This window comes from Pseudomonas oryzihabitans, assembly GCF_001518815.1.
GTDB lineage: Bacteria > Pseudomonadota > Gammaproteobacteria > Pseudomonadales > Pseudomonadaceae > Chryseomonas > Chryseomonas oryzihabitans_E.
In genome coordinates this window covers 266,606-291,406 of record NZ_CP013987.1, presented here as the reverse complement: position 1 = coordinate 291,406, position 24,801 = coordinate 266,606, and the positions used below count along the sequence as shown (strand labels likewise).

Genomic DNA, 24,801 nt, shown 5'->3' with positions numbered 1-24,801 from the left:
GTGTAAACTCGAGCGCAGTCCGATCCGCTTCCTCGAGTCTGTTCTCCTTGCCTGGCTCTAGCTCGCAAGACGTTGAACAGGCTCTTGTCCCTTTCACCCGCAAAATCAGACGCCGCCTATGCAGCCCCACGCGCCCTCCTACTACGCCGCCACCGCCAACCAGACACTGAGTTTTCCGCCCCTGGAGGGTGAGATCCAGGCCGATGTCTGCGTGGTGGGCGGTGGCTTCTCCGGGCTCAACACCGCCCTGGAACTGGCCGAGCGCGGCGCGCGGGTGGTGCTGCTGGAGGCCCGGCGTATCGGCTGGGGTGCCAGCGGACGCAATGGCGGTCAGCTGATCCGCGGCGTCGGCCACGACGTCGAGCAGTTCGAATCGGTCATAGGCGCCGAGGGGGTACGCGAACTCAAGCGCCTGGGCTTCGAGGCGGTGGATCTGGTCCGCCAGCGTATCGCCCGCCACGACATCCAGTGCGATCTCACCTGGGGCTTCGCCGACCTGGCCAACAAGCCGCGTCACTGGCAGCACCTGCAGGAGGAACAGGCCGCGCTCCAGGCCCTGGGCTATCCCCATCCACTGCGCCTGGTGCCCAAGTCCCAGCTGGCCGAGGTGGTCGGCTCCCAGCGCTACGAAGGCGCCCTGGTGGACGAAGGTTCCGGCCACCTGCATCCGCTCAACCTGGCCCTGGGCGAGGCTGCCGCGGCCCAGGCCCTGGGCGTGCAGCTCTTCGAGGACAGCCAGGTCACCCGCCTGGAATACGGCTCCAAGGTGCGGGTGCATACCGCCCGCGGCCGAGTTTCCGCCGACACCCTGGTGCTCTGCTGCAACGCCTACATCAATGAGCTGCAGCCTGACCTTGCCGCCCAGGTCCTGCCGGCCGGCAGCTACGTGATCGCCACCGAACCGCTCTCGGCCGAACGCGCCGCGCGCCTGCTGCCAGGCAACCGGGCGGTCTGTGACCAGAACGTGGCGGTGGATTACTTCCGTCTCTCCGCCGACCGCCGCCTGCTGTTCGGCGGTGCCTGCCACTATTCCGGACGCGATCCCAAGGACATCGCCGGCTACATGAGGCCGAAGATGCTGGAGGTCTTCCCCGAACTCGCGGACGTCCGGGTGGACTACGCCTGGGGCGGCATGATCGGCATCGGCGCCAATCGCCTGCCGCAGATCGGTCGGCTGCGCGAGCATCCCAACGTCTTCCACGCCCAGGCCTATGCCGGCCATGGGGTCAATGCCACCCACCTGGCCGGCCATCTGCTGGCCGAGGCGATCCTGGCTCAATCGGCCGGTTTCGACCTCTTCGCTCAGGTGCCCCATGCGCGCTTCCCCGGCGGTCGCCACCTGCGCTCGCCGCTGCTGGCCCTGGGCATGCTCTGGTATCGCCTCAAGGACAGCCTGTGATCCGCCTGGTCGTTCCGCTGCTGCTGGCGCTGTTGGCCGGCTGCGCCACACCGATCCCGCGCCAGGCCTCCCAGGTGTTGCCGGTCGCCGACACCGCCCTGGACAGCCAGGTACGCGCGGCCGGCGCCGCCCATCCCGGCCTGTCGGGCCTGCGCCTGCTGGAAACCAGCACCGATGCCTTCACTGCCCGCGCCGAGCTGATCCGCAAGGCCCAACGCAGCCTGGACATCCAGTACTACATCGTCCACGACGGTCTGACCACGCGGCTGCTGGTCAACGAACTGCTCAAGGCGGCGGATCGCGGCGTGCGCATCCGCTTTCTCATCGATGACACCAGCAGCGACGGCAACGACTACCAGATCGCCGTGCTGGCCGCCCACCCCAACGTGCAGATCCGCGTCTTCAATCCGCTGCACCTGGGCCGCAGCACCGGCCCGACCCGGGCCCTGGGCCGCCTGGTGGATCTCAACCACCAGCATCGGCGCATGCACAACAAGCTGTGGCTGGCCGACGACAGCGTAGCCATCGTGGGCGGCCGCAACCTGGGCGACGAGTACTTCGATGCCCGCCCGGAGATGAACTTCACCGATCTCGACCTGCTCGCCGCTGGCCCGGTGGCGCGGCAACTGGGTACCAGCTTCGACCAATACTGGAACAGCCCCCTGAGCCAGCCGGCCCGGCGGCTACGCTGGTTCGCTCCCTCGTCCTCCGCCCTGGTGCGGCTGCGCGCGCGGCTGCACCACTATCTCGACAGCGAGCGTACCCGCGACCTGGCGCTGTACAACCGCCTGCGTCGCTACGCCACCGCCCCGCAACTCGACGGCTGGCTGCAGGAGCTGACCTGGGCCCACGCCCAGGCGTTCTGGGATGCGCCGCGCAAGGTGCTGGCCGACGACGAGCCGGACTGGCAGCTGCTGCTGACCCGCCAGCTGCAACCGATCCTGGATGGCGCCCAGCACGAGCTGCTGCTGGTCTCCTCCTACTTCGTGCCCATGAATCAGGGGGTCGCCTACCTGGGAGGCCTGGCCGCCCGTGGCGTGGACGTGCGGGTGCTGACCAACGCCCTGGAAGCCACCGACGTGCCCGCCGTGCATGCCGGCTACGCGCCCTATCGCGCGGCCCTGCTGGCCCAGGGCGTCAAGCTCTTCGAGCTGCGCGCCCGTCCGGACCAGAAGCGCTCCGCCCTGCCCTACAGCTTCGGCGAATCCGAATCCAGCCTGCACAGCAAGGCCATGGCCATCGACGGGCGCTGGTCCTTCATCGGCTCCTTCAACTTCGATCCGCGCTCGGTGCTGTGGAACACCGAGGTCGGGGTGCTGGTGGACAGCCCGGCCCTCACCGGTCGCCTGCGGCAGCTGATGCTGCAGGGCATGGACCCCAGCGTCTCCTACGCGGTCAAGCGTGTCGAGGATCGGGGGCAGGTGCGGCTGGAGTGGGTCAGCGAGCGCAATGGCGAGCCCCGGGTGCTGCACCACGAACCCGGCAGTGGCTGGCGCCGCTTCAACGCCTGGGTGGTCAAGGCGGTGGGGCTGGAGCGGATGCTCTAGGCTTCGCCCTCACCCCAACCCTCTCCCAGAGGGAGAGGGGGTTAGATCGTAGGTTGGGTTGAGACAGCTTTATCGTCGACGCCCAACAACCCGCACCGTACCAACCCTGTTGGGCTTCGCTGGCGCTCAACCCAACCTACGCGAGCCAACGGCTGGACGCCCGTAGGTTGGGCTGAGACAGCTCCATCGTCGAAGCCCAACAACAGGCACCGTGCCAACCCTGTTGGGCTTCGCTGGCGCTCAACCCAACCTACGCGAGCCAACGGCTGGACGCCCGTAGGTTGGGCTGAGACAGCTCCATCGTCGACGCCCAACAACCTGCACCGTACCAACCCTGTTGGGCTTCGCTGGCGCTCAACCCAACCTACGCGAGCCAACGGCTGGACGCCCGTAGGTTGGGCTGAGACAGCTCCATCGTCGGAGCCCAACAACAGGCACCGTGCCAACCCTGTTGGGCTTCGCTCGCGCTCAACCCAACCTACGCGAGCCAACGGCTGAACGGCTGGACGCCCGTAGGTTGGGCTGAGACAGCTCCATCGTCGAAGCCCAACAACAGGTACCGTGCCAACCCTGTTGGGTTTCGCTCGCGCTCAACCCAACCTACGACTTGGTCAATCTCCCTGCAAAAAATCCGGAAATTGGTCTTTTTATGAACAGTAGTCGACCTACACTTCGGCTAAGGTCGACCGCATTCAAAGGCCCCGCTTCGGCACCCGGCCGTTTCAATGCATCGAGGATCTCCCATGAGCGCTACCGCCCTGCGTCACGACTGGACTCTCGCCGAAGTCCGCGCCCTGTTCCAGCAGCCCTTCAACGACCTGCTGTTCCAGGCCCAGGGCGTGCATCGCCAGCACTTCGATCCCAATCGCGTGCAGGTCTCCACCCTGCTGTCGATCAAGACCGGCGCCTGCCCGGAAGACTGCAAGTACTGCCCCCAGTCCGGCCACTACAACACCGGCCTGGAAAAGGAAAAGCTGATGGAGGTGCAGAAGGTGCTGGAGGCGGCCGCCGAGGCCAAGGCCATCGGCTCGACGCGCTTCTGCATGGGCGCCGCCTGGAAGCACCCCTCCGCCAAGGACATGCCCTATGTCCTGCAGATGGTGCAGGGTGTGAAGGCCCTGGGCCTGGAGACCTGCATGACCCTGGGCCGCCTCGACCAGGAGCAGACCCGTGCCCTGGCCGACGCCGGCCTGGACTACTACAACCACAACCTGGACACCTCGCCGGAGTTCTACGGCAACATCATCACCACCCGCACCTACGGCGAGCGCCTGCAGACCCTGGCCTACGTCCGCGAAGCCGGGATGAAGATCTGCTCCGGCGGCATCCTCGGCATGGGCGAATCGGTGGATGACCGCGCCGGCCTCTTGATCCAGTTGGCCAACCTGCCCGAGCACCCCGAGTCGGTGCCGATCAACATGCTGGTCAAGGTCCAGGGCACCCCGCTGGCCGAGGAAAAGGACGTCGATCCCTTCGACTTCATCCGCACCCTGGCGGTGGCACGCATCCTCATGCCCAAGTCCCACGTGCGCCTCTCCGCCGGTCGCGAGCAGATGAACGAGCAGATGCAGTCCCTGGCCTTCCTGGCCGGCGCCAATTCCATCTTCTACGGCGAGAAACTGCTGACCACCGGCAACCCCCAGGCCGACAAGGACATGCAGCTGTTCGCCCGCCTCGGCATCCAGCCCGAAGCTCGCGAAGAGCATGCCGACGAGGTGCACCGGGCCGCCATCGAGCAGGCCCTGGTGGAGCAGCGCAACAGCGAGCTCTTCTACGACGCCGCCACCGCCTGATCCCGCGCCCCTCCCCGCTCCTCCCCCTCTCCCCCTGGAGAGGGCCGGGGTGAGGGCACAATCTGCAACCACCGCTGCCGAGAATCCCAATGGCCTTCGACCTCGCCGCCCGCCTGGCTCAGCGTCACGCCGAGCACCTCTATCGGCGCCGGCCCCTGCTGGAAGCGCCCCAGGGGCCCGAGGTGGTGGTGGATGGCGAAGCCCTACTGGCGTTCTGCAGCAACGACTACCTGGGCCTAGCCAACCATCCCCAGGTGATCGCCGCCCTGCGCGCCGGGGCCGAACGCTGGGGGGTGGGCGGAGGCGCCTCGCACCTGGTGATCGGCCACAGCGGCCCGCACCATCAGGTCGAAGAGGCCCTGGCCGACCTCACCGGGCGGCCGCGCGCGCTGCTGTTCTCCACCGGCTACATGGCCAACCTGGCGGCGGTCACCGCCCTGGTCGGCCGTGGTGACACCGTGCTGGAAGACCGCCTCAACCACGCCTCCCTGCTCGACGCCGGCCTGCTCAGCGGCGCGCGCTTCGCCCGCTACCTGCACAACGATCCCGCCAGCCTGGCCGCGCGCCTGGCCAAGACCACCGGTGACACCCTGGTGGTCACCGACGGCGTCTTCAGCATGGACGGCGACCTCGCTGCCCTGCCCGAGCTCTGCCAGGTCGCCCAGCGCCACGGCGCCTGGACCCTGGTGGACGATGCCCATGGCATCGGCACCCTGGGCGCCACCGGCGGCGGCATCGTCGAGCATTTCGGCCTGGACCAGCGCCAGGTCCCGGTACTGGTCGGCACCCTGGGCAAGGCCTGCGGCACCGCCGGGGCCTTCGTCGCCGGCAGCGAGGAACTGATCGAGACGCTGATCCAGTTCGCCCGCCCCTACATCTACACCACCAGCCAGCCGCCGGCGGTGGCCTGCGCCACCCTGGCCGCCCTGCAGCTCGTCCGCGAAGAGGGCTGGCGCCGTGAGCTTCTGCACACTTTGATCCAGAGATTCCGCAGGGGCGCGACGGCCCTCGGCCTGGACCTTATGCTCAGCGCCACGCCGATCCAGCCGATCCTGGTCGGCGACAGCGCGCGCGCCCTCGCACTCTCCGCCGCCCTGCGCCGACGCGGGATCCTGGTCACCGCCATCCGACCGCCCACCGTACCGGCCGGCAGTGCCCGCCTGCGGGTGACCCTGACGGCGGCCCATCGCGAAGCGCACGTGGACCTCTTGCTCGACGCTCTGGCCCAGGCCATGGCCGAATTACCGCCCGACGCGGATAAGTGACCGACCAATGCGCGATACCCTGATCTTGCTGCCCGGCTGGGGCCTGGGCAACGCTCCGCTGGAGCCCCTGCGTGACGAACTCGTCGAGCAGGAACCCTTTCTCGACGTTCTGATCGAGCCACTGCCGACCCTGGCCGACACCCAGGACTGGTTCACCGACCTGGAAGCCCGCATCGCCGAGGGCGTCTGGCTGGGTGGCTGGTCGCTGGGCGGCATGCTCGCCAGCGAATTCACCCTGCGCCGCCCCGAGGGCGTGCACGGCCTCATCACCCTGGCCAGCAATCCCTGCTTCGTCGCCCGCGCCGGCTGGCAGACCGCCCTGGCGCGCAGCGTCTTCACCGATTTCTTCGAGGCCTGCTCGCTGGACGCCGAGCTGACCCTCAAGCGCTTCACCCTGCTAGTGGCCCAGGGCGCGCGCGACAGCCGCACCCTCGCCCGCCAGCTGCAGGTAACCCTGCCCGAGGTCGATCCCGAGGCGGTCATCGCCGGTCTGGAGCTGCTCGCACGCCTGGACACCCGCGCCGCCCTGCAGGCCTTCAGCGGTCCCCAGCTGCACCTGTTCGGTGCCCATGACGCCCTGGTCCCGGCTACCGCCGCCCAGGCCTTGAGCGACGAGCTGCCCACCGCCCAGGTCGAGGTGCTGGAACATGCCAGCCATGGCCTGCCGCTGGAGCGCCCGGACGAGGTGGCCACCCGTATCCGTGAATTCATCTATGCAGGACGAGATGGCTGACGTATTGCCCGACAAGCGCCAGGTGGCGCTGTCCTTTTCCCGCGCCGCCGCGCAGTACGACGGCGCCGCCCTCCTGCAACGCCGGGTCGCCGATCGCCTACTCAGTCGGCTGCCCCTCCAGGCCCCGCAACGCTGGCTGGACCTGGGCAGCGGCACCGGCTATTGCAGCCGGGCCCTGGCCCGGCGCCATCCGCACGCCGAAGGCCTGGCCCTGGACCTGGCCCTCGGCATGCTCCGCCACGCCCGCGAGCAAGGTGCCGGCGCCCGCCACTACCTGACCGCCGACGCCGAGCGCCTGCCGCTGCGCGCGGACTGCTGCGACCTCATCCTGTCCAGCCTGGCCCTGCAGTGGTGCCCGGACCTGCCCGCCGTGCTCGCCGAAGCGCGGCGCATCCTGCGGCCAGGCGGTGTACTGGCCTTCAGCAGCCTGGTCGAGGGCACCCTCGACGAATTGCGCCAGAGCTGGGCCCAGGTGGACGACCAGGTGCACGTCAATCGCTTCCGCCGCCAGGCGGCCTATGCCGACGCCGCCGCAGCCAGTGGCCTGCAGGTGCTGGGGCTGGACGTCGAGCCCGAGCGCCTGCACTTCCCTGACCTGCGCGCCCTGACCCAGCACCTCAAGGCCATCGGTGCCCACAACCTCAACCAGGGTCGCCCCCAGGGCCTCACCGGGCGCCAGCGGCTGGCGGCCTTTACTCGCGCCTATGAAAGTCTGCGCCAGCCCGCCGGCCTGCCGGCCACCTATCAGGTAATCCACGTTCTGCTCCGCAAGGAATGACCGCCATGCCCACCTATTTCGTCACCGGCACCGATACCGAGATCGGCAAGACCACCATCGCCGCCGGCCTGCTGCATCGGGCCCGCCAGCAGGGCCTCGCCACCGCCGGGGTCAAGCCGGTGGCCTCCGGTTGCGAACGCACCGCCGACGGCCTGCGCAACGGTGATGCCCTGGCGCTGCTGGGCGAGACCTCGCTGCCGCTCGGCTATGCCGACATCAATCCCATCGCCCTGGAACCGGCCATCGCGCCGCACCTGGCCGCCCGCGAGGCGGGTATCGACCTCAGCGTCGCCGCCCTGGCCGCGCCGGTGCGCCGGATCCTGGCGCTGCAGGCCGACTTCACCCTGGTGGAAGGCGCCGGTGGCTGGCGCGTGCCCCTGGCCGGCCGCGAGTCGCTCTCCGACCTCGCCCGCGAACTGGGCCTGCCGGTGATCCTGGTGGTCGGGGTGCGCCTGGGCTGCATCAACCACGCCCTGCTCAGCGCCGAGGCCATCCTCGCCGACGGCCTGCCGCTGGCCGGCTGGGTAGCCAATCTGGTAGCCCCGGCCACCCTGCGCCTGGACGACAACCTCGCCACCCTGCACGAGCGCCTGCCGGCGCCCTGCCTGGGCACGGTGCCGCACCTGGCTGCGGCCACTCCCGCCGCGGTCGCGGCGCACCTGCGCCTGCCGGGCTGATATCAGTCTTTCGGGCGATGGCCGCAGGGCCAGGCCGGCGGCAGACTGCCCTGTCTGCCGCTACCGGATTCGCCCCGTGCCCACTTCCACGTTCCTGACCTGCCTGGGCCTGCTTGGCCTGACCAGCACCGCCTGGGCGCTGGACAACCAGACCCTCGTGGATCAGCGCGGCGAGCGCCTCGGCGCCTTCCTCACCCAGGAACCCGATAGCCGCCAGGGCAGCCTGGAAGTCGTCCAGACCGGTCGCGCCAGCAAGGCCTATCTCACCCAGCGCGACTCCCAGGGCGACCGTACCCGCGTCGAGCAGGGCGGTGTCGGCAACTTCACCAATGTCACTCAGGCCGCCGGCGGCGCGCGCGAGATCGTCATCGACCAGCGCGAGGCCAGCCAGAGCCATGCCTATGTCTACCAGGGCCACGGCCAGCGCGATGGGGTGGACATCCTCCAGAGCGGTCTGCAGAACGAAGCCCTGGTGCGCCAGGGTGGCTACGACCAGCGGATGCTCATCGAGCAGCAGGGCGCACGCAATCAACTGAGCCTGTTTCAGGACGGCCGCGACAGCGGTAGCCGCTCGCGACTCAAGCAGGTGGGCGATGATCATGTGCAGGATGTGCTGACCCTGGGCGCGCGCAACGAGGTTGACCTGTTGCAGGGCGGCGACGCCAACCGGGCCGTGGTCGAGCAACGCGGTGACGACAACCAGGCCGGGGCCCGCCAGGGCACGCGGCAGCAAGACGTTCAGCTGATCCAGATCGGCAATCGCAACAGCGCGGCGGTGCAGCAGAACGGCCTTGAAAACAGACCGCAGGCCGTCAACACGCGCCAGCTTGGCGACGACAATGCCGCCCAGGTGATCCTGACGGGCGATGGCAACCACCTCGATCTGCAACAAGTGGGCAATCGCAACAGCGCCGGCGTCCTGATCGGCGGGGACGACTCCCGTCTGACCCTGGTCTCCCAGGGCAACGACAACGAGTTCAGCGCGATCTGGATCGGCGACAACGTCGAGCTCGGCATCGAGCAGCTGGGCGATGGTCATTCCTTCCATGCAGGCCTGGGCAGCGACGCCCAGGTCAGCGCCAGCCAGCAGGGCGCTAGCCAATATGCCTCAGTCAGCCAGGCGAGCGCTGGCAACGCCGTCAACCTGAGCCAGAGCGGTCAGGGCAACCGGGCGACGATTCAACAGTAGCAGGACACAAGCGGTGACACGGCATGCTGGTTCTTTGACGTCAAAGCTGCTTCAATAGCCCTTTGACATCACCGTCGAGGACGCTGTCCATGAACGTGACTTCAAGCAATACCCTCTACGCAGGGGTGCAGGCCTACCAGAACGGCAGCCGCACGGTCGAAAAGGCCGGTGTCGCCCTCGCCTCCCAGACCGCGCGCAACGAGCAGCAAGCCCTGGGCGCGACCACCAACAGCCAGGCTGACATGGCGAGCCAACTGGTCAATCTGGATGTCGGCAAGTACCAGGCGCTGGCCGGTACCAAGGTCATGCAGGCCTCTCAGGAAATCCTGGGCCGGCTGCTCGATACCCGGGCCTGATCAGCGGTTCTTTGAGTGGAAGGGGCGCCCTGACCGGCGCCCCTTCTGCGTTCTAGCCCAGGCGGAAACGCGTGGTGTTGGCCGCCAGGGTGCGGCTGCCCGCCTCCAGGCCGACCGCCGTGCTCTGCACCGTGCGCGCATTGCCGAGCAGCTCGGCGGCGGCGCCATCGATCTGCTGGATATTGCCGCTGACCTGATCGGCGGTGACCGCCTGCTGTTCAGCCGCCGTGGCGATCTGCACCAGGGTATCGGACACCCCCTGCACTGATTCGGCGATCTCTTCCAGACGCTGCCCCAGGCCGGTGACCGACTGGGCGTCGCTGGCCGCCTGACCACAGGCCTCCTGCATCAGCGACACGGCCTGGGCCACGGTGCTGCTCAGACTGCCGACGGTGCCGGCGATCTGTGCCGTGGAGGCCTGGGTGCGCTGCGACAATGAACGTACCTCGTCGGCGACCACGGCGAACCCTCGGCCCTGATCACCGGCGCGTGCCGCCTCGATGGCAGCGTTGAGGGCCAGCAGATTGGTCTGCTCGGCGATGCCACGGATGACGTCCACCACCTGCTGGATCTCCCCGGCCTGGGTGTTGACCTGGGCCATGGCCGCCGCGGTCTCGTCCAACCGCTGATTGAGGCGCTGGATGCTGGCGGTGGTCTGGCGACTATCGCGCTGGCTGACCTGAGCGATGCCGCGCATCTGCTCGGCGCGCCCGGCGGCCTCTTCGCAACTCCGGGCCACGCCCTGGGCAGTGGCCGCCAGCTCGGTCGCCGCAGTAGCGATCTGGGTAATCTGCTGGCGCTGGGCTTCCACCGCGCCCAGCGCCGCCTCGGCCTGCTGTCCCAGTTCACCCGACGCCATGCCCACCTGGCGACTCTCCCGATCGACCGTCTGCAGGCTGGCCCGCAGCTGCACCACGGCCAGGTCCAGTGCCCGCCCGATTTCCGCCAGCTCGTCGCGTCCGTTCACCTGGGCCGTGCGGGTCAGATCGCCGTCACGCAAGCCTTCGGCCAGGGTAGTGATGCCCCGCGCGCTGCCGCGGATGGCCGCCTGCATGCACAGCAGCAGATAACAGGTCACCACCAGCAGCAGCCCGAAGCCGGCGACGATGAAGCCGAAACGGTGGACGGCATCGGCGCGATAGAACTGCAGCCGCTGATCCAGACTTTTGAGGGTCTGCTGGCGGAAGGCCTGCAGCCCTTGCAGGACGCCGTCCAGGGTGGTTTCGAACTGCTCCGGCTTGAGGGTGATCTCGCCACTGAAGATGCCCTGGTCGAGGGTCTTGAGGCTGGCCTCCAGCTGGCTGTTGACCTTTTGGTAGTCGTCCTTCCAGCCGGCCAGGTCGGCGGGTAGCTTGCTGCTGAGCAGGGCGCCGACCTTGGTCAGGCTCTCGTGGGAGTCGCCAACGCGCGCGCGCAGGTCGCGCAACTGCAGTCGGCTCTGCAGGCTGAACTGACCGGACACCACGCTGGCCTGACCGACACTGGCCAGGCGTCCGAGTCGCTCGTACAGCTCGACCGACTGGGTGGTGCTGATCTGCATCAGCAGATAGGTTTCCAGCCAGGGATCGAGGATCAGGCCGCTGTCGAGGGCGATCTCCTCACGCAACGCCTGGACGGCCCCCAGGGCCGCGGTGAATCTGTCGTAGCCGTCCGGCCACCAGCCCAGGTTGCGCAGATCCTTGACGTCAAGGCCGGCCACGGCCTGCTGGAGCTCCTGGAAGCGTTGCTGCACGCCACTGCCCAGGGTCTCGGCCGTCAGTTGCTGCTGCAGCGCTGCGAGGCTCGCGCGCCCGCTGTCACTGCGGCCCTCCAAGGCGGCGATGGCGGCCTGCACCGCCGGGGTCGGCTGCCGAGCGGTGTCGATCGCCTTCCAGCGTGCGGTGAGGTTGCGCTGGGCGTTGAGTTCGGCCTCCAGCACATCCAGGCGTTGCAAGAGCCGGACACCACTGCGTTCGCCACTGACCGTCGCCAGCTTGGCCTGGAAATCCGCACCGAGCAGCCAGAGGCTGACCGTGAGTGGCAGAATGAACAGCACGAGGAGCAGTGCAAACTTGCGCGCGAAGCCGAAGCGGCTCAGCACGCGAATCCCTGGTGACAACAAAACGTCCATCGATGACCGCTCCTCTGCCCTTCCGCTGGCAAACGCCGCTACCCGTTGCGGGTATCTATAAGGCGATTTGTCGGCAAACTAACGACTTTCTTGAAAGATAGGGCACAATCGCCGCCCTCCCGTATTCCCAGACCCGGTCCTGCACTCAGGCCCGGGCGTTGCCGTTAAAGGATCGTCCGCGTGGAACGCCTCAAAGCCAAGATTCGCACCGAAGGCCAAGTACTCTCCGAGCAGGTGCTCAAGGTCGATGCCTTCCTCAACCACCAGATCGACCCGGCGCTGATGCGGGACATCGGTCAGGAGTTCGCCCGCCGCTTCGCCAATGCCGGCATCACCAAGATCGTGACCATCGAAGCCTCGGGCATCGCCCCGGCGGTGATGACCGGTCTGGAGCTGGGCGTACCGGTGATCTTCGCGCGCAAGCATCAGTCACTGACGCTTACCGACAATCTACTGGTCGCGAGTGTCTATTCCTTTACCAAGCAGACCGAGAGCACCATAGCCGTCTCGACCATGCATCTGTCGTCCGACGACCGGGTGCTTATCATTGACGACTTCCTCGCCAACGGTAAGGCGGCCAAGGCGCTGATCTCCATCATCGGTCAGGCCGGTGCCCAGGTCATGGGTCTCGGCATCGTCATCGAGAAGTCCTTCCAGGTCGGTCGCGCCGAACTCGACGCCCAGGGCTATCGCGTCGAATCCCTGGCCCGCGTCGCCTCCCTGGCCGACGGTCAGGTCACCTTCGCCGAGTAAGTCATGGCTCAGATACTGCGCATTCTCGGTGCCGACCTCGATCGCACCGAAACCTGGATCCGCTACGACAAGGCCATGTGCCTGGACTGCGCGTCCAGTTGCTGCACCCTGCCGGTGGAAGCCCGCCTGTCCGATCTGATCCGCATGGGCGTAGTGGACGAATTCGAGAAGGGCGAGCCGCTCAAGGACATCGCCAAGCGGCTCAAGAAGGACGGCGTCGTCGAACGCCTCAACGCCAAGACCGGGCTGTTCACCCTGGTGCGGCTGTCCAACAACGACTGCCTCTACCTGCATCCCAAGACGCGGCTGTGCACCATCTACGACCAGCGCCCGGACACCTGCCGCAACCACCCGCGCGTCGGCCCGCGACCCGGCTATTGCGCCTACAAGCCGCAGAAGCTGCGCTAGACAAAGGGCCGGCGTAGGTTGGGTTGAGCGCCAGCGAAGCCCAACGGGGCGGGCTCGGTCCCGCGCGTTGGGCTTCGACGAGAGAGCCGTCTTAACCCAACCTACGGTCTATCGCGTTCCAGGCCGCGACAGGACGCTAGCGCCCCTGTAGCCTGGAAAACCGCGCAGCGTTTTCCACAGGGCCGCGCCATTGCAAGGTGGACAAGGCTGGCGCCGTTAGCCACCCTACGTAGCTGTTCGCGGCCATGGGCCGCTCCTACAGCGGTCGATGGCTCCGTAGGAGCGGCCCATGGCCGCGATGGGACCACCCGGACGGTGCACCTTTCAGGCGAATGCCTCAGAACTCGCCGCTTTCCATCGCCCGCTTCATGTCCGCACGTTCTTCCAGGCATTCGGGACCGGCCATGTCGAAGATCCGGCAGACCCAGGGCCTTACCTCATAGATGCTGCAGTTCATCTGCTCGCGATCCAGGGCGGCGCACCAGCCGTCGTCGAGACGCCTCATGCGGGTACCGGTCCAGTCTTCCTCGATGAAGCGCGCGGGCACGCCGGCATCGTCGAACAGCAGGACTTCCTGGCGGCAGCACCAGGCCTGACAGCTCTCGCAGGTCACGGCAGGGGTGGAAAGATCGTGCAGGGGGATGTCGCTCATGGGTGCAGTGTACCGCCCTCGACCGCTCAGCGGTTTCCGGCCGATGGCTGGAGCAGTTACCATGCGCGTCCCCGATGGTTGTAACCAGTTGTGACCATGTCCAAGCCCTCTTCTCGCGCAGGAGCCGCCATGACGGCCGCACCCCGCTATCGCTTCTATGTCGTGGTCGCCGTGCTGGTCCTGTTGACCTGCGTGGTCGCCGGACGCATCACCTACCTCAAGCTGTTCGACGCCGAATTCCTCGGCGATCAGGGCGACCGTCGCTCGGTGCGCCACATTCCCATCCCGGTCACCCGCGGCATGATCACCGATCGCAACGGTGCGCCCCTGGCGGTTTCCACCGAGGTGGTGACCATCTGGTGCAATCCGGCGGAAATGCAGGACAGCGCCGACCAGCTGGGGCGCCTGGCCCAGGCCATCCACAAGCCCGAGGCCGAGCTGCGCAACCTGATCCTCGGGCATCCGGAAAAGCACTTCCTCTATCTGGCCCGCGCCCTGTCGCCCATCGATGGCGAGAACATCATGGCCCTCGGCGTGCCTGGCGTTCGCCAGATCAAGGAATACAAGCGCTACTACCCGAGCTCCGACCTGGTGGCCCAGGTGATCGGCATGGTCAACATTGATGGACACGGCCAGGAAGGCCTGGAACTGGGCTTCGAGGACTGGCTGGCGGGCCGGAGCGGCGTACGCGAGGTGCTGATCAATCCGCGCGGCTCGGTGGTCAAGAACATCCGCGTGGTGCGCCAGCCGCAGCCGAGTCGGGAGGTGGCCCTGTCCCTCGACCTGCGCCTGCAGTTCATCGCCTACCGCGCGCTGCAGACAGCCGTGGAGAAGTTCGGCGCCCAGTCCGGGTCCGCGGTGCTGGTCGACCCCAAGACCGGACAGATCCTGGCGATGACCAACTTCCCCTCCTACAACCCCAACAACCGCGCCACCCTGCAGATCCCCAACATGCGCAACCGCACCCTGACCGACGCCTTCGAGCCCGGCTCGGTGATCAAGCCGTTCAGCATGTCGGCGGCGCTGGCCTCGGGCAAATTCAACGAGAACAGCACCGTGGACGTGGCGCCGGGCTGGATGACCATCGACGGTCATACCATCCACGACGTGGCCCGGCGCGGCGTCCTGACCATGACTGGCGTGCTGCTCAACTCCTCCAACATCGGCATGAGCAAGGTGGCCTTGCAGATCGGCCCGCTGCCCATCTACGAGCAACTCAGCCGAGTCGGCTTCGGCAACCCCATGTCGCTGGGCTTTCCTGGCGAGAACGCAGGTTATCTGCCCGGGCATACCAAGTGGTCGCAGATCGCCACGGCCAGTATGTCCTTTGGTTACAGCCTGGCGGTGAACGTCGCTGAGCTGGCCCAGGCCTACTCGGTGATCGCCAACGATGGCAAGCTCACGCCCCTGACCCTGCTCAAGGACCAGAAGCAGCAGAGCATCCAGGCCATGGACCCGAACATCGCCCGGCGCATCCGCGGCATGCTCAACCACGTGGTGGAAGACGAAGGCGGCGTGTATCGCGCCCGGGTGCCCGGTTATCACGTGGCCGGCAAGTCGGGTACCGCGCGCAAGGCAGGTTCCGGCAGCTACACCGAGCACGCCTATCGCTCGCTGTTCGTCGGCATGGCGCCAGCGGCGGATCCCAAGCTGGTGCTGGCGGTCATGCTCGACAGCCCGACCAAGGAAGGCTACTTCGGCGGCCTGGTCTCGGCGCCGACATTCAGCGAGATCATGTCCGGCGCGCTACGCGCCCTGGCGGTGCCGCCCGACAACCTGCCCGAGACCGACACCGCCCAGCAGGGGAAGGGCGAGTCTCACTCCCACGGCTAGCCGTGGACCGAACATGGAAAAGGGCGACCCCAGGGTCGCCCTTTTCCATGCTGTGCTACCTGGCCAAAGCTTGTTCAAAGGCTCGCGAGCTAGAGCCAGGCAAGGCCTGGGCGGCCCCGCGAAAAGACCTGAGGAAGCGGATCGGACTCGCGCGCGAGTTTACGAATGGTAAATGAGCATTCCGACCGGGCTGGCGGCCCAGGGTCTTTTCAACGCAGTTTGGCCGACGCGCAGCAGACTTTGGACAAGCTTTCAGCGATGCAGCACGTACTGACCGGTAAAGCGCACCCCATCCTCGCCGCTCTCGGTGACGATGCGCGATTGCAGGGTGATGCGGGCGCGGCCGCGGCGGCGGAAGGTGGTCTCGAAGCGCTCCCAGGCCCGTGCCTCGGGCGGCTCGCCATAGGCCAGGGCATCGGCGGTGATGGGCCGCGGATAGCTGATCTGGCCTTCCTGGATGAGGATGTGGCCTTCCTCGATCCCCGCTTCGCGCAGGCGCAGGTACAGCCAGCCCCAGCCGGCCAGCACGGCCACGCAGTAGAGGCTGCCGCCGAACATGGTGCTGGCGTGGTTGATGTTGGCATCCAGCGGCGCGTGCAGCTGCAGGCGCTGCTCGCTCCAGTCGCGGACTTCCAGGCCCAGGGCCTTGGTGATGGGAATATCGTGGTGGAGCAGGGATTCGAGGTGACGGCAGTCGCGGCTCATGCCGGGGTCCTTACAGACAGAATTTCACTATCAGGAGCAGACGCAAGCCATGACCCATGGGTCACGTCCTGGCGCCATTGTGCACCAAGGAAGGCCGCTCCGGGGAAATCGCCGCCGGCAGGCGAAAGCGGAAACGGGCACCACCCAGGCTCGATTCATCGATGGTCAGGCTGCTGCGATAGCCTTCGAGGATGTCCTGCACCACCGCCAGGCCGATGCCCTGCCCGGGGTGTCGGCTGTCCATGCGCATGCCGCGGCGCAGCACGCTTTCGCGGCGCTCGGCGGGGATGCCGGGGCCATCGTCCTCGATGTCGACGATCCAGTGCTCGGTATGGCGCCAGGCGCTGACCCGCACCTGGGTCAGGCAGAGGCGATAGGCGTTTTCCAACAGATTGCCGAAGACCTCCAGCATGGCGGCCTCTTCGGCCTGCACCCGCAGGTTGAGCGGCAGGTCGAGTTCGGTCTGGACGCGCTTCTCGGCATAGACCTTGTCCAGGGTACTGAACAGCGACTCCACCAGCGGCGCCAGCTCCAGCGGCCGGCTGAGCACCGCACCGCCCTGGCGCGTGGCCCTCTGCAGCTGGTACATCACCTGCTGGTTCATCCGCTCGATCTGGGTCTGCAGGGTGCCGACCTCCTGGTCCAGCTGCGGTCGGCGGCGCAATTCCTCGGTCACGCCCTGCAGCACCGCCAGCGGCGTCTTCAGGCTGTGGGCGAGATCGCCGAGGGTATCGCGGTAGCGCTCGCGCTGCAGACGCTCATGGTCGAGCAGGCGGTTGAGCGAACGGATCAGGCGACTGATCTCGCTGGGCACGTTCTTTTCGTCGAGCAGCTCGCGCTGGTCGGTTTCCACCGCGTCCAGCTGCTGACTGAGGCGGCGCAGCGGTCTCAGGCTCCACTGCATGACCAGGGCCAACAGCACCAGCAGGGCACCCAGCACCCCGACCAGCCAGAGGATCACCTGGTGGACGAAGGTCGCGCGCAGTCGCTCGTATTCCTCGGCCGGCTGCATGGTGACCACGCTGAAGCCCGCGACCGGTGGATTGCCCAGCAACACCTCGCGATCGAAGACGAAGAAACCCTGGCCCTGATCGTCGGTGGCCTTGACCAGCTTGACCCCACCGCCGTCAAAGGTCGGTCGATAGTTCGGTCGCTCCTTGATCGCCGAGCGCGAACGCCAGAGCAGACGGCCATTCTGGTCGTAGACATAGCCCAGGATGGGCGACCCGGGACGGTCGAAGACCTCTTCGGCGATCATCTCCGGCATCGCCAGACGCCCGTCGATGGCCCGCGCCGCGCCGATCAGGGTGTTGGCGTTGGCCTCCAGGCGGGCGGCGACGAAGTTTTCCACGGTGCGGTCGAAGGCATTGCGGATCGCCGGCACGATCAGCGCCAGGCAGACGATCACCAGCAGGGCCGCGCTGAGCAGCAGCCGCACGCGAAAGGAACGAATCACTGGCAGCGCTCGGTGAACAGATAGCCGCGGCCACGGACCGTTTCTATGGGTTGCATCTGGCAGCTGGCTTCCAGCTTGCGCCTCAGGCGGCCCACCAGCACCTCGATGACGTTGCTGTCGTGCTCGCCGTCATCGTCGTAGAGCTGCTCCATGAGCCGCTCCTTGGTGATCACCTGCTGATGGTTGCGCATCAGGTATTCCAGCAGGCGGTACTCGTAGGCGGTGAGCTGCAGCGGCTGTTCTTCGTTGAAGGCCTGCTGGCGACCCAGGTCCAGCTTGAGCGAACCGGCCCGGATGCTCGGCTGGACGAAACCCGCCGAGCGCCGCAGCAACACATTCAGGCGAGCCTCCAGTTCTTCGAACTGGAAGGGCTTGACCACGTAATCGTCCGCCCCGGCACCCAGGCCCTCGACCTTGTCCTGCCAGCTGCCGCGGGCGGTGAGGATGAGGATCGGCAGGGTGGCGCCCTGGTTACGCAGCTGGCGGATCAGATCGAGTCCGCTCATGCCGGGCAGGCCCAGATCGATGATGGCGAGGTCGTGATGGAATTCGCGGGCGCTGTAGAGCGCTTCTTCCGCATCGGCCACGGCATTGACGACATGACCCGCTTCACCCAGACGCACCTTGAGGTGGTGGCGCAGCAGGTTTTCGTCTTCGACGACGAGGATCTTCATGCAGACTCCTGAACAGCTAAAGAGGCACTCTCCGGCCGCGACTGCGCCTGTCGTTGGCTTCGCGCAGCTACGTCCTGACGTCGATTATGGCGCCTGGAGCGGGCTGGCGGCGAGAGCGGGGAGCGAATGGATGGGAACACTTACTTTATTCCAGGCAAAAAAAACCTCTCCAGTTGGAGAGGTAAGGAGCACTTCATGGGGATCGGAAACTGCCGTTGGGGGACGGCTCCGTCGTGAGACGGCTACAGAGGACCAGAGCTGACTTGGTGACCCTGCAGTGGAGTTACAAGGATGAACATCGCCAGGTCGGGTCGAAGTGTCCGGACGATCTGCCTTAGCGGGAGCTGCGCTAGGGTGAACATATCCGGGCGACCTCGGCGTTGCTGATCTGACAGTTGCAGATTAGGCCAATGGCCCTGAACGCTGCCTGAACTCGTCCTGAACGCCAGCTGAACGATCACCAGGGCAGGTCAAGGGCGACGGACGGTAGCGTCAGCCTGGCCGTCACCCCAGGGCCTCAGGGCAGCTTGCTCAGGCAGCCGCTGAGCGTGTCGGTCACGTTCTGCAGCAGCTGGGCATAACCGCCGGCATTGGCCGGGATGCGGGCGCCCAGGGGATCGAGCTCTACCAGGGTTACCGGCAGGCCACTGCTCAGGGTGGTGGCGATCTTGGGCTGCAAGGGCGGCTCGGTGAAGACACAGGTCGGCCCTGCGGCCTTGAGTTCTTCACGCATGGCGGCCACGTGGCGGGCACCGGGCTGGACATCGGCGCCGAGGGCGAAGACGCCGCGATGGCTCAGGCCATAGGCTTCCTCGAAATAGTCGAAGGCTTCGTGGAAGACGAAGTAGGGCTTGCTCGCCAGCGGCGCCAGCTGGGCGCGCACGGCCTGGTCCTTGGTGGCCAGGGCGGCGTCGAAGGTCTTGAGGTTGGCGGCGTAGCGCGACGCATTGGCCGGATCGGCCTGACTTAGGTCGGCGGCCAGACGGGCGGCGATCACCCGAGCATTGGCCGGGGCCAGCCAGAGATGCGCATCAAGGCTACCCGGGCGATGATCGTGGTCATGGGCGTATTCGGGCGCGGCACCCTGTTCATGTTCATGTTCATGTTCATGTTCATGTTCATCACCGTGGGCATGCGCCTCGTCGTGAGCGTCCTCGCCATGCTCATGGGCATGCTCGGCACCGAAGCGGCGCAGGTGCAGACCGGGCAGTTCCTGCACCGCCACGCTGGGGCCCTGGCGCTCCTTGAGCACCGCCGGCAGGAAGGTTTCCAGATCCGGGCCGATCCAGTAGACCAGGTTGGCCTCGCGCACCTGGCGCAGGTCCGAGGGCCGCAAGGCGTAGTGATGGGGAGAGGCGCCTGGCGGCAGGAGCACGGCAGGCTGGCCGGTGCCGTCCTGAATGGCCGCGGCGATCAGTTGCAGGGGCTTGATGCTGGTGAGGACCTTCACTTCGGCCTGGGCGGGCAGCAGGGTTGCGGTGAGCAGTAGGGAGGCGACGAGGGGTAGGAGGCGTGGCACGTGAAAATCCCGATTCTTAAGAGAGGTGCAATATAATAACGTTCTGGCTCTCAAGGTATCGTTCCATGTCCGACGCCCCCCTGGCCTTTCGGCCCCATGATCATTCGCGCTGCGTCGCCCACGCCCTGGCCGAGGCCGATGACCTCTGCAGTCGCGCCGGCGTGCGCCTCACCGACCTGCGCAAGCGGGTGCTGGAGCTGGTCTGGCAAAGCCACAAACCGCTCGGCGCCTACGACATCCTGGCCGTGCTCAGCGAGCAGGACGGCCGCCGCGCGGCGCCGCCCACCGTCTACCGGGCGCTGGATTTCCTGGTGGAAAACGGCCTGGTGCACCGTATCGCCTCGCTCAACGCCTTCGTCGGCTGCAACCACCCCGGCGAAGCCCACCAGGGCCAGTTCCTGATCTGCCGCACCTGCCAGATGAGCATCGAACTGGAACAGCCGGCGGTCCACCAGGCGATTCTCGACGGCGCCAAGGCCGTGGGCTTTCAGGTGGAAGGCCAGACCGTGGAAGTGGTCGGCCAATGCGCCGCCTGCCGGAAGCGAGCATGAGCGAGGCGCTGATCCGGCTGCAGGATGTCAGCGTGACCTTTGGCGGCCAGCCGGTGCTCGACCAGGTCAGCCTGAGCCTGGATCCCGGCCGCATCGTCACCCTCATCGGCCCCAACGGGGCCGGCAAGACCACCCTGGTGCGCAGCGTGCTCGGGCTGCTCACCCCGGATCGCGGCAGTGTCTGGCGCCGGCCGCGCCTGCGCATCGGCTACATGCCGCAGAAACTGCAGGTGGATGCCACCCTGCCGCTGTCGGTGCTGCGCTTCCTGCGCCTGGTGCCAGGCGTCACCCGCGCCAGTGCCCTCGCCGCCCTGGGTGAAGTGGGCGCCGAAGGGGTCATCGACAGCCCCCTGCAGAGCGTCTCCGGCGGCGAGCTGCAACGGGTGCTGCTGGCGCGCGCCCTGCTTCGCCAACCCGAGCTGCTGGTCCTCGACGAACCCGTGCAGGGCGTCGACATCAGCGGCCAGAGCGAGCTGTATCGGCTGATCGGCCAGCTGCGCGAGCGTCATGGCTGCGGCGTGCTGATGGTCTCCCACGACCTGCATCTGGTGATGGGCGCCACCGACCAGGTGATCTGCCTGAATCGCCACGTCTGCTGCTCCGGCCACCCCGAGCAGGTCAGCGGCGATCCGGCCTACCAGGCGCTGTTTGGCCAGAGCGCGCGCAATCTCGCCGTCTACCACCATCACCACGATCACGCTCACGACCTGCACGGCGGCGTGGTCAAGACCCCGCATGTCCATGGAGCCCACTGCAAGCATGGCTGATTTCCTGCTGTATGCCCTGCTCGCCGGTCTCGCCCTTGCCCTCGTCGCCGGTCCCCTGGGCTCCTTCGTGGTCTGGCGGCGCATGGCCTACTTCGGCGACACCCTGTCCCATGCCGCCCTGCTCGGGGTGGCCGTGGGCTTTCTGCTGGATGTCAGCCCGACCCTGACCGTCACCGTCGGCTGCCTGGCGCTGGCCGTGGTACTGGTGGTGCTGCAGCGCCGCCGGGGCCTGGCCGCCGATACCCTGCTGGGCATCCTCGCCCACAGCACCCTGTCCCTGGGTCTGGTGGCGCTGTCGTTCATGCACGAGGTGCGGATCGACCTGATGAGCTATCTGTTCGGTGATCTGCTGGCCGTGGGACCCAGTGATCTGCGCTGGATCCTTGGCGGCAGCGCCCTGGTGCTGGCGGCCCTGGTCTGGCTGTGGCGACCGCTGCTGGCCATCACCGTGCACGAGGAACTGGCCCAGGTCGAAGGCCTGCCGGTGACCTGGATCCGCCTGGCACTGATGCTGCTGGTGGCCATCGTCATCGCCGTGGCCATGAAGATCGTCGGGGTGCTGCTGATCACCTCGCTGCTGATCATCCCCGCCGCCACGGCCCAGCGCCACGCTCGCAGTCCCGAGCAGATGGCCTGCGGCGCCAGCCTGCTGGGCATGGCCGCCGTGTGCCTGGGGTTGACCCTGTCCTGGTACCAGGACACCCCGGCCGGACCCTCGGTCGTGGTGGCCGCCGCCGGGATGTTTCTGCTGGGCTACCTCTTACCCCGCCGCGCCTAGAGACCGCTCAAAGTCTGCTAGGGCGCCTGCCAGACCGCCTGGCTGACATCCACCGGTCGGGGGATCAGCCCCTGGGCATGGAAGATGTCGGCGGTCTGTTGCTGGACGGCGATGATCTCCGGCGTCAGCGCCGTCGCGCCGTAGCGGGTGCGCGCCTGCCAGGTAGCGATCACTGCCTCTGGCAGACCGATCTGTGCGGCCAGGATGCGACTCACCTCCGGCTTGTGGGCATTGGCCCAGGCACCGGCCTTGGCCAGTTCCGCGAGCAGTAGCTGGATCGCCGCGGGATGAGCGTTGGCGAAGCGGCGCGAGCCCTCATAGAAGCTGTTGGCGTGCAGCAGGCCTTTATAGTCGGCGAGCACCCGCACCGGCTGGCTCTGCTGGATGGCGGCCAGGTAGGGATCCCAGACCACCCAGGCATCCACCGAACCACTGGCAAAGGCAGCGCGGGCATCGGCCGGCGGCAGATAGACCGGCTGGATGTCCTTGAAGCCGAGTCCGGCCTTTTCCAGGGCCGCGACCAGCAGGAAGTTGGCGCTCGACCCCTTCTGTACCGCCACCTTCCTGCCCTTGAGCCCGGCCACGTCGTGGATCGGCGAGGCGTCCGGCACCAGGATGGCCTCGACCGCCTCACTGGCCGGCTCGGCGCCCAGATAGACCAGATCGATTCCAGCGGCCTGAGCGAAGATCGGCGGCGGCGAGCCGGTATAGCCGACATCGATGCTGCCGGCGTTGAGGGCCTCCAGCAGCTGAGGGCCGGCCTGGAATTCACGCCAGCTCAGGTGATAGCCCTGGGCGGCGAAGGCCCGTTCCAGGGTGCCCTGGGCCTTGAGCACGGCCAACAGGCCGCCGCCCTTTTGATAGCCGACGCGCAGGGCTTGGTCGGCGGCCTGCACGGGCACCCATACGCTGAGCGTCATCAGCAGGGTCATGAGCAAAGGCGCGAGGCGTGGGAGAGGCAGGAGCGACATGGGACCTTTCCTTATATTCCATTGAGAAAGGTCAGCCTGCACCGTTTAGATCCAAATGTTTAATACGTTTCACTGCTATGCCTATGCCCGGTCTGCAGGGAAGGTAGCCGGCCAAGGTCCGATTGACGCTGCCCCCAGGATCGCGCCACCCTGCGCCAGCGGCGGCCACCGGGGCCGCCGCCCCTATGGGAGCCTGCCATGCCTTTTCTGATCGAGACCTTCGACAAGCCGGACAGCTTGGCCCTGCGCCAGCAGCATCGCCCGGCCCATCTGGACTTCCTGCGCGAGAATGCCGCCGCCCTGCTGGCCTGCGGCGCCAAGCTCAGCGACGACGGCGAAACCGCCACGGGCAGTGTCTACATCGTCGATGTGGAAACCCGCGCCGAGGCCGAAGCCTTTATCGCCCGTGATCCCTTCACTTCCGCCGGCCTGCCGGGCGAGGTGCGTATCACCCGCTGGCGCAAGGCGATTCTGGACGGCAAGGCATTCGTCTGAAGATCGAACCGGCGGCCGATACGGCCGCCGTGCTTACGCCATCTGGCTTAAGAAAGCCTTAAAACTGGCACAATGCCATCTCGATCAATGCCGTTCGCTGACGTTGCAAGTTCACACTTTCAAGAATCGCTTCACAGAAAAGTGATGCAGCGCAAGAAAAGCCGGGCTTTTCCCGTCCTTACCGCAAGGAAGCTAACGAACTAGCCTAAGCTCACCGGGCTCAGATGATCTGATGCGCCGACATCCTTTCCCTACTCCTGTGGAAACGCTGTCTCGCTTAGCTAGTACAGAGGACTCAGCATGACCAAGACCACGCCTGAAAAGGATCTGCGCATAGAGACGATCCGCGGACTGGCGCTGTTTCTGATGGTAGCGGGCCATGTCATCGGTAGTTCGTCCACCCTGGGCCTGAAGGTGCCCGACGAATCCGTGCTGCGCTATCTCTACGATTCTCTCGTTTACGTCCGGATGCCGCTGTTCACCGCTATTTCCGGCTATGTCTACGCCTTGCGTCCGGTCAACACCGGCAGCGACCTGTCGCGCTTCTACCAGGGCAAGTTCAAACGCATCGGCATTCCCCTGCTGGTGGTCTCGACGCTGTTCTTCGCCTTGCAGATGGCCGTCCCCAACACCAACTACAAGCCGCAGCTGACCGACATCTTCAGCATCTACTTCTTCAGCTACGCGCACTTCTGGTTCCTGCAGTCGATCTTCTGCATCTTCGTGGTGATCGCCCTGCTGGAGAAGGCCGGCCTGCTGCTGACCCTGCGCAACTTTGGGCTGGTGTTCGCCGTCGCCCTGGCGGCGTCCTTCGCCTGGGAGAGCTTCCCGGACCTGTTCAGCCTCTACAAGGCGGTGCAGTTGTTCCCCTTCTTCCTGTTGGGCCTGGGTCTCTACCGCTTCAGCGAGCAGCTCATCACTCGTCGCAATATCATGACGATGGCGGTAGCCCTGGTGATCCTGGTGGCGATCGACCAGGCCTATCTGTTCGAACTGGTCGACCTCGACGAAGGCGACATGGCCGTGGTGGGCACTGCCCTGGGCCTTGCCGCCATCAGCCTGCTGATCGCCCGCCGCTTCTACTTCAAGCCGCTGGCCTGGCTGGGCTACTTCTCCTTCGAGATCTACCTGTTCCACGTGTTCGGCACCGCGGGTGCCCGCATCGTGCTGAACAAGCTGCAGGTACATGACATCTGGGTGGTCTTTACCGTCAGCATGATCCTGGGGCTGTTCCTGCCGGTGGCGCTCAAGGTAGTGCTGGAGCGGATCAGCCCGCTGCACTTCCTCAGTGTCGCCTTCTTTGGCGCCAAGACACGCGTCAATCGCGCCACCCCGCCGCTGCAGAAGAAAGCCACCGCCTGAGGCGACCGGCCATGAAAAAACCCACGCCTT

At 66.7% G+C, this 24,801-nt stretch carries 24 protein-coding genes; 17 read left to right on the top strand and 7 right to left on the bottom strand.

Annotated features, from left to right (window positions below; translation table 11 throughout):
- Positions 1-118: 118 nt before the first annotated feature.
- The 9 genes from APT59_RS01325 to APT59_RS01285 all read left to right on the top strand — a co-directional run bounded on the left by APT59_RS01325 (position 119) and on the right by APT59_RS01285 (position 9,737).
- Positions 119-1,399 (top strand): NAD(P)/FAD-dependent oxidoreductase, encoded by a 1,281-nt coding sequence (locus APT59_RS01325; RefSeq protein ID WP_059313208.1) that lies wholly within the window; start codon positions 119-121, stop codon positions 1,397-1,399.
- Positions 1,396-2,946 carry a phospholipase D family protein gene (locus tag APT59_RS01320; RefSeq protein ID WP_059313207.1) on the top strand — a complete coding sequence of 517 codons (1,551 nt, stop codon included), beginning with the start codon at positions 1,396-1,398 and terminating at the stop codon, positions 2,944-2,946. Before APT59_RS01325 ends, APT59_RS01320 begins: the two co-directional genes overlap by 4 nt.
- A 743-nt stretch (positions 2,947-3,689) precedes the next feature.
- Positions 3,690-4,739, top strand: coding sequence for a biotin synthase BioB (gene bioB / locus APT59_RS01315; protein WP_059313206.1), 1,050 nt, complete (start codon positions 3,690-3,692; stop codon positions 4,737-4,739).
- Positions 4,740-4,828: 89 nt separating this feature from the next.
- Positions 4,829-6,004 (top strand): 8-amino-7-oxononanoate synthase, encoded by a 1,176-nt coding sequence (gene bioF, locus APT59_RS01310; RefSeq protein ID WP_059313205.1) that lies wholly within the window; start codon positions 4,829-4,831, stop codon positions 6,002-6,004.
- Between the two features lie 7 nt (positions 6,005-6,011).
- On the top strand, positions 6,012-6,737 hold the full coding sequence (locus APT59_RS01305) for an alpha/beta fold hydrolase (protein ID WP_059313204.1): 726 nt from the start codon (positions 6,012-6,014) through the stop codon (positions 6,735-6,737).
- On the top strand, positions 6,718-7,515 hold the full coding sequence (gene bioC, locus APT59_RS01300; protein WP_059313203.1) for a malonyl-ACP O-methyltransferase BioC: 798 nt from the start codon (positions 6,718-6,720) through the stop codon (positions 7,513-7,515). The genes APT59_RS01305 and bioC overlap by 20 nt, the downstream gene beginning before the upstream one ends.
- A 5-nt stretch (positions 7,516-7,520) precedes the next feature.
- Entirely contained in the window at positions 7,521-8,192 is a 672-nt protein-coding gene (gene bioD, locus APT59_RS01295) for a dethiobiotin synthase (RefSeq protein WP_059313202.1), read from the top strand.
- 76 nt (positions 8,193-8,268) lie between these two features.
- Entirely contained in the window at positions 8,269-9,381 is a 1,113-nt protein-coding gene (locus APT59_RS01290; protein ID WP_059313201.1) for a curlin, read from the top strand.
- Positions 9,382-9,470: 89 nt separating this feature from the next.
- Complete coding sequence (locus APT59_RS01285; protein ID WP_059313200.1) at positions 9,471-9,737, top strand: hypothetical protein; 267 nt, start codon at positions 9,471-9,473, stop codon at positions 9,735-9,737.
- A gap of 52 nt (positions 9,738-9,789) precedes the next feature.
- Here APT59_RS01285 and APT59_RS01280 read toward each other — a convergent pair whose 3' ends face one another.
- Positions 9,790-11,847 carry a methyl-accepting chemotaxis protein gene (locus tag APT59_RS01280; protein WP_059313199.1) on the bottom strand — a complete coding sequence of 686 codons (2,058 nt, stop codon included), beginning with the start codon at positions 11,845-11,847 and terminating at the stop codon, positions 9,790-9,792.
- A gap of 180 nt (positions 11,848-12,027) precedes the next feature.
- Here APT59_RS01280 and APT59_RS01275 point away from each other — a divergent pair, with 180 nt between their 5' ends.
- Together APT59_RS01275 and APT59_RS01270 are read left to right on the top strand one after the other, a co-directional pair.
- Positions 12,028-12,600 carry a xanthine phosphoribosyltransferase gene (locus APT59_RS01275; RefSeq protein WP_059313198.1) on the top strand — a complete coding sequence of 191 codons (573 nt, stop codon included), beginning with the start codon at positions 12,028-12,030 and terminating at the stop codon, positions 12,598-12,600.
- 3 nt (positions 12,601-12,603) lie between these two features.
- Positions 12,604-13,008, top strand: coding sequence for a YkgJ family cysteine cluster protein (locus tag APT59_RS01270; RefSeq protein ID WP_059313197.1), 405 nt, complete (start codon positions 12,604-12,606; stop codon positions 13,006-13,008).
- A gap of 337 nt (positions 13,009-13,345) precedes the next feature.
- Here APT59_RS01270 and APT59_RS01265 read toward each other — a convergent pair whose 3' ends face one another.
- A complete protein-coding gene (locus tag APT59_RS01265) occupies positions 13,346-13,660 on the bottom strand; it encodes a YkgJ family cysteine cluster protein (protein WP_059313196.1) in 315 nt (104 codons plus the stop codon).
- A 129-nt stretch (positions 13,661-13,789) separates the two neighbouring features.
- Here APT59_RS01265 and APT59_RS01260 point away from each other — a divergent pair, with 129 nt between their 5' ends.
- On the top strand, positions 13,790-15,493 hold the full coding sequence (locus APT59_RS01260; protein WP_059313195.1) for a peptidoglycan D,D-transpeptidase FtsI family protein: 1,704 nt from the start codon (positions 13,790-13,792) through the stop codon (positions 15,491-15,493).
- Positions 15,494-15,745: 252 nt separating this feature from the next.
- On the opposite strand, the gene APT59_RS01255 is transcribed toward APT59_RS01260, so the two are convergent.
- The 4 genes from APT59_RS01255 to znuA all read right to left on the bottom strand — a co-directional run bounded on the left by APT59_RS01255 (position 15,746) and on the right by znuA (position 19,847).
- Entirely contained in the window at positions 15,746-16,198 is a 453-nt protein-coding gene (locus tag APT59_RS01255) for a thioesterase domain-containing protein (protein ID WP_017642321.1), read from the bottom strand.
- 61 nt (positions 16,199-16,259) lie between these two features.
- A complete protein-coding gene (locus APT59_RS01250; protein ID WP_059313194.1) occupies positions 16,260-17,654 on the bottom strand; it encodes an ATP-binding protein in 1,395 nt (464 codons plus the stop codon).
- On the bottom strand, positions 17,651-18,328 hold the full coding sequence (locus APT59_RS01245) for a response regulator transcription factor (RefSeq protein ID WP_007159882.1): 678 nt from the start codon (positions 18,326-18,328) through the stop codon (positions 17,651-17,653). The genes APT59_RS01250 and APT59_RS01245 overlap by 4 nt, the downstream gene beginning before the upstream one ends.
- Before the next feature lie 517 nt (positions 18,329-18,845).
- The gene (znuA, locus tag APT59_RS01240) at positions 18,846-19,847 is read right to left on the bottom strand and encodes a zinc ABC transporter substrate-binding protein ZnuA (RefSeq protein ID WP_059313193.1); all 1,002 of its coding nucleotides are present in this window, start codon (positions 19,845-19,847) and stop codon (positions 18,846-18,848) included.
- A 65-nt stretch (positions 19,848-19,912) separates the two neighbouring features.
- Between znuA and APT59_RS01235 the strand changes: the two genes are divergently transcribed.
- From APT59_RS01235 to znuB, 3 genes are read left to right on the top strand one after another with little or no spacing between them, the layout of a single operon-like run.
- Positions 19,913-20,398, top strand: a complete 486-nt coding sequence (locus tag APT59_RS01235; protein ID WP_059313192.1) for a Fur family transcriptional regulator — start codon at positions 19,913-19,915, stop codon at positions 20,396-20,398.
- On the top strand, positions 20,395-21,165 hold the full coding sequence (gene znuC, locus APT59_RS01230) for a zinc ABC transporter ATP-binding protein ZnuC (protein ID WP_059316798.1): 771 nt from the start codon (positions 20,395-20,397) through the stop codon (positions 21,163-21,165). The genes APT59_RS01235 and znuC overlap by 4 nt, the downstream gene beginning before the upstream one ends.
- Positions 21,158-21,943 (top strand): zinc ABC transporter permease subunit ZnuB, encoded by a 786-nt coding sequence (gene znuB / locus APT59_RS01225; RefSeq protein ID WP_059313191.1) that lies wholly within the window; start codon positions 21,158-21,160, stop codon positions 21,941-21,943. Before znuC ends, znuB begins: the two co-directional genes overlap by 8 nt.
- A gap of 17 nt (positions 21,944-21,960) precedes the next feature.
- On the opposite strand, the gene APT59_RS01220 is transcribed toward znuB, so the two are convergent.
- A complete protein-coding gene (locus APT59_RS01220; protein ID WP_059313190.1) occupies positions 21,961-22,914 on the bottom strand; it encodes an aliphatic sulfonate ABC transporter substrate-binding protein in 954 nt (317 codons plus the stop codon).
- 198 nt (positions 22,915-23,112) lie between these two features.
- On the opposite strand from APT59_RS01220, the gene APT59_RS01215 reads away from it, so the two are divergent.
- Both APT59_RS01215 and APT59_RS01210 read left to right on the top strand, forming a co-directional pair.
- Entirely contained in the window at positions 23,113-23,409 is a 297-nt protein-coding gene (locus APT59_RS01215; protein WP_027600646.1) for a YciI family protein, read from the top strand.
- Between the two features lie 300 nt (positions 23,410-23,709).
- Positions 23,710-24,771 (top strand): acyltransferase family protein, encoded by a 1,062-nt coding sequence (locus APT59_RS01210; RefSeq protein ID WP_059313189.1) that lies wholly within the window; start codon positions 23,710-23,712, stop codon positions 24,769-24,771.
- The last annotated feature ends 30 nt before the right edge of the window (positions 24,772-24,801 follow it).

Coding starts and splice junctions, on each gene's coding strand:
- APT59_RS01260 (WP_059313195.1), top strand. CDS start 13,790: ATGACGGCCGCACCCCGCTATCGCTTCTATGTCGTGGTCGCCGTGCTG.
- APT59_RS01215 (WP_027600646.1), top strand. CDS start 23,113: ATGCCTTTTCTGATCGAGACCTTCGACAAGCCGGACAGCTTGGCCCTG.
- APT59_RS01210 (WP_059313189.1), top strand. CDS start 23,710: ATGACCAAGACCACGCCTGAAAAGGATCTGCGCATAGAGACGATCCGC.
- APT59_RS01245 (WP_007159882.1), bottom strand. CDS start 18,328: ATGAAGATCCTCGTCGTCGAAGACGAAAACCTGCTGCGCCACCACCTC.
- bioF (WP_059313205.1), top strand. CDS start 4,829: ATGGCCTTCGACCTCGCCGCCCGCCTGGCTCAGCGTCACGCCGAGCAC.
- APT59_RS01265 (WP_059313196.1), bottom strand. CDS start 13,660: ATGAGCGACATCCCCCTGCACGATCTTTCCACCCCTGCCGTGACCTGC.
- APT59_RS01235 (WP_059313192.1), top strand. CDS start 19,913: ATGTCCGACGCCCCCCTGGCCTTTCGGCCCCATGATCATTCGCGCTGC.
- APT59_RS01255 (WP_017642321.1), bottom strand. CDS start 16,198: ATGAGCCGCGACTGCCGTCACCTCGAATCCCTGCTCCACCACGATATT.
- APT59_RS01280 (WP_059313199.1), bottom strand. CDS start 11,847: ATGGACGTTTTGTTGTCACCAGGGATTCGCGTGCTGAGCCGCTTCGGC.
- APT59_RS01325 (WP_059313208.1), top strand. CDS start 119: ATGCAGCCCCACGCGCCCTCCTACTACGCCGCCACCGCCAACCAGACA.
- bioC (WP_059313203.1), top strand. CDS start 6,718: ATGCAGGACGAGATGGCTGACGTATTGCCCGACAAGCGCCAGGTGGCG.
- bioD (WP_059313202.1), top strand. CDS start 7,521: ATGCCCACCTATTTCGTCACCGGCACCGATACCGAGATCGGCAAGACC.
- APT59_RS01220 (WP_059313190.1), bottom strand. CDS start 22,914: ATGTCGCTCCTGCCTCTCCCACGCCTCGCGCCTTTGCTCATGACCCTG.
- bioB (WP_059313206.1), top strand. CDS start 3,690: ATGAGCGCTACCGCCCTGCGTCACGACTGGACTCTCGCCGAAGTCCGC.
- APT59_RS01270 (WP_059313197.1), top strand. CDS start 12,604: ATGGCTCAGATACTGCGCATTCTCGGTGCCGACCTCGATCGCACCGAA.
- APT59_RS01285 (WP_059313200.1), top strand. CDS start 9,471: ATGAACGTGACTTCAAGCAATACCCTCTACGCAGGGGTGCAGGCCTAC.
- znuC (WP_059316798.1), top strand. CDS start 20,395: ATGAGCGAGGCGCTGATCCGGCTGCAGGATGTCAGCGTGACCTTTGGC.
- znuB (WP_059313191.1), top strand. CDS start 21,158: ATGGCTGATTTCCTGCTGTATGCCCTGCTCGCCGGTCTCGCCCTTGCC.
- APT59_RS01305 (WP_059313204.1), top strand. CDS start 6,012: ATGCGCGATACCCTGATCTTGCTGCCCGGCTGGGGCCTGGGCAACGCT.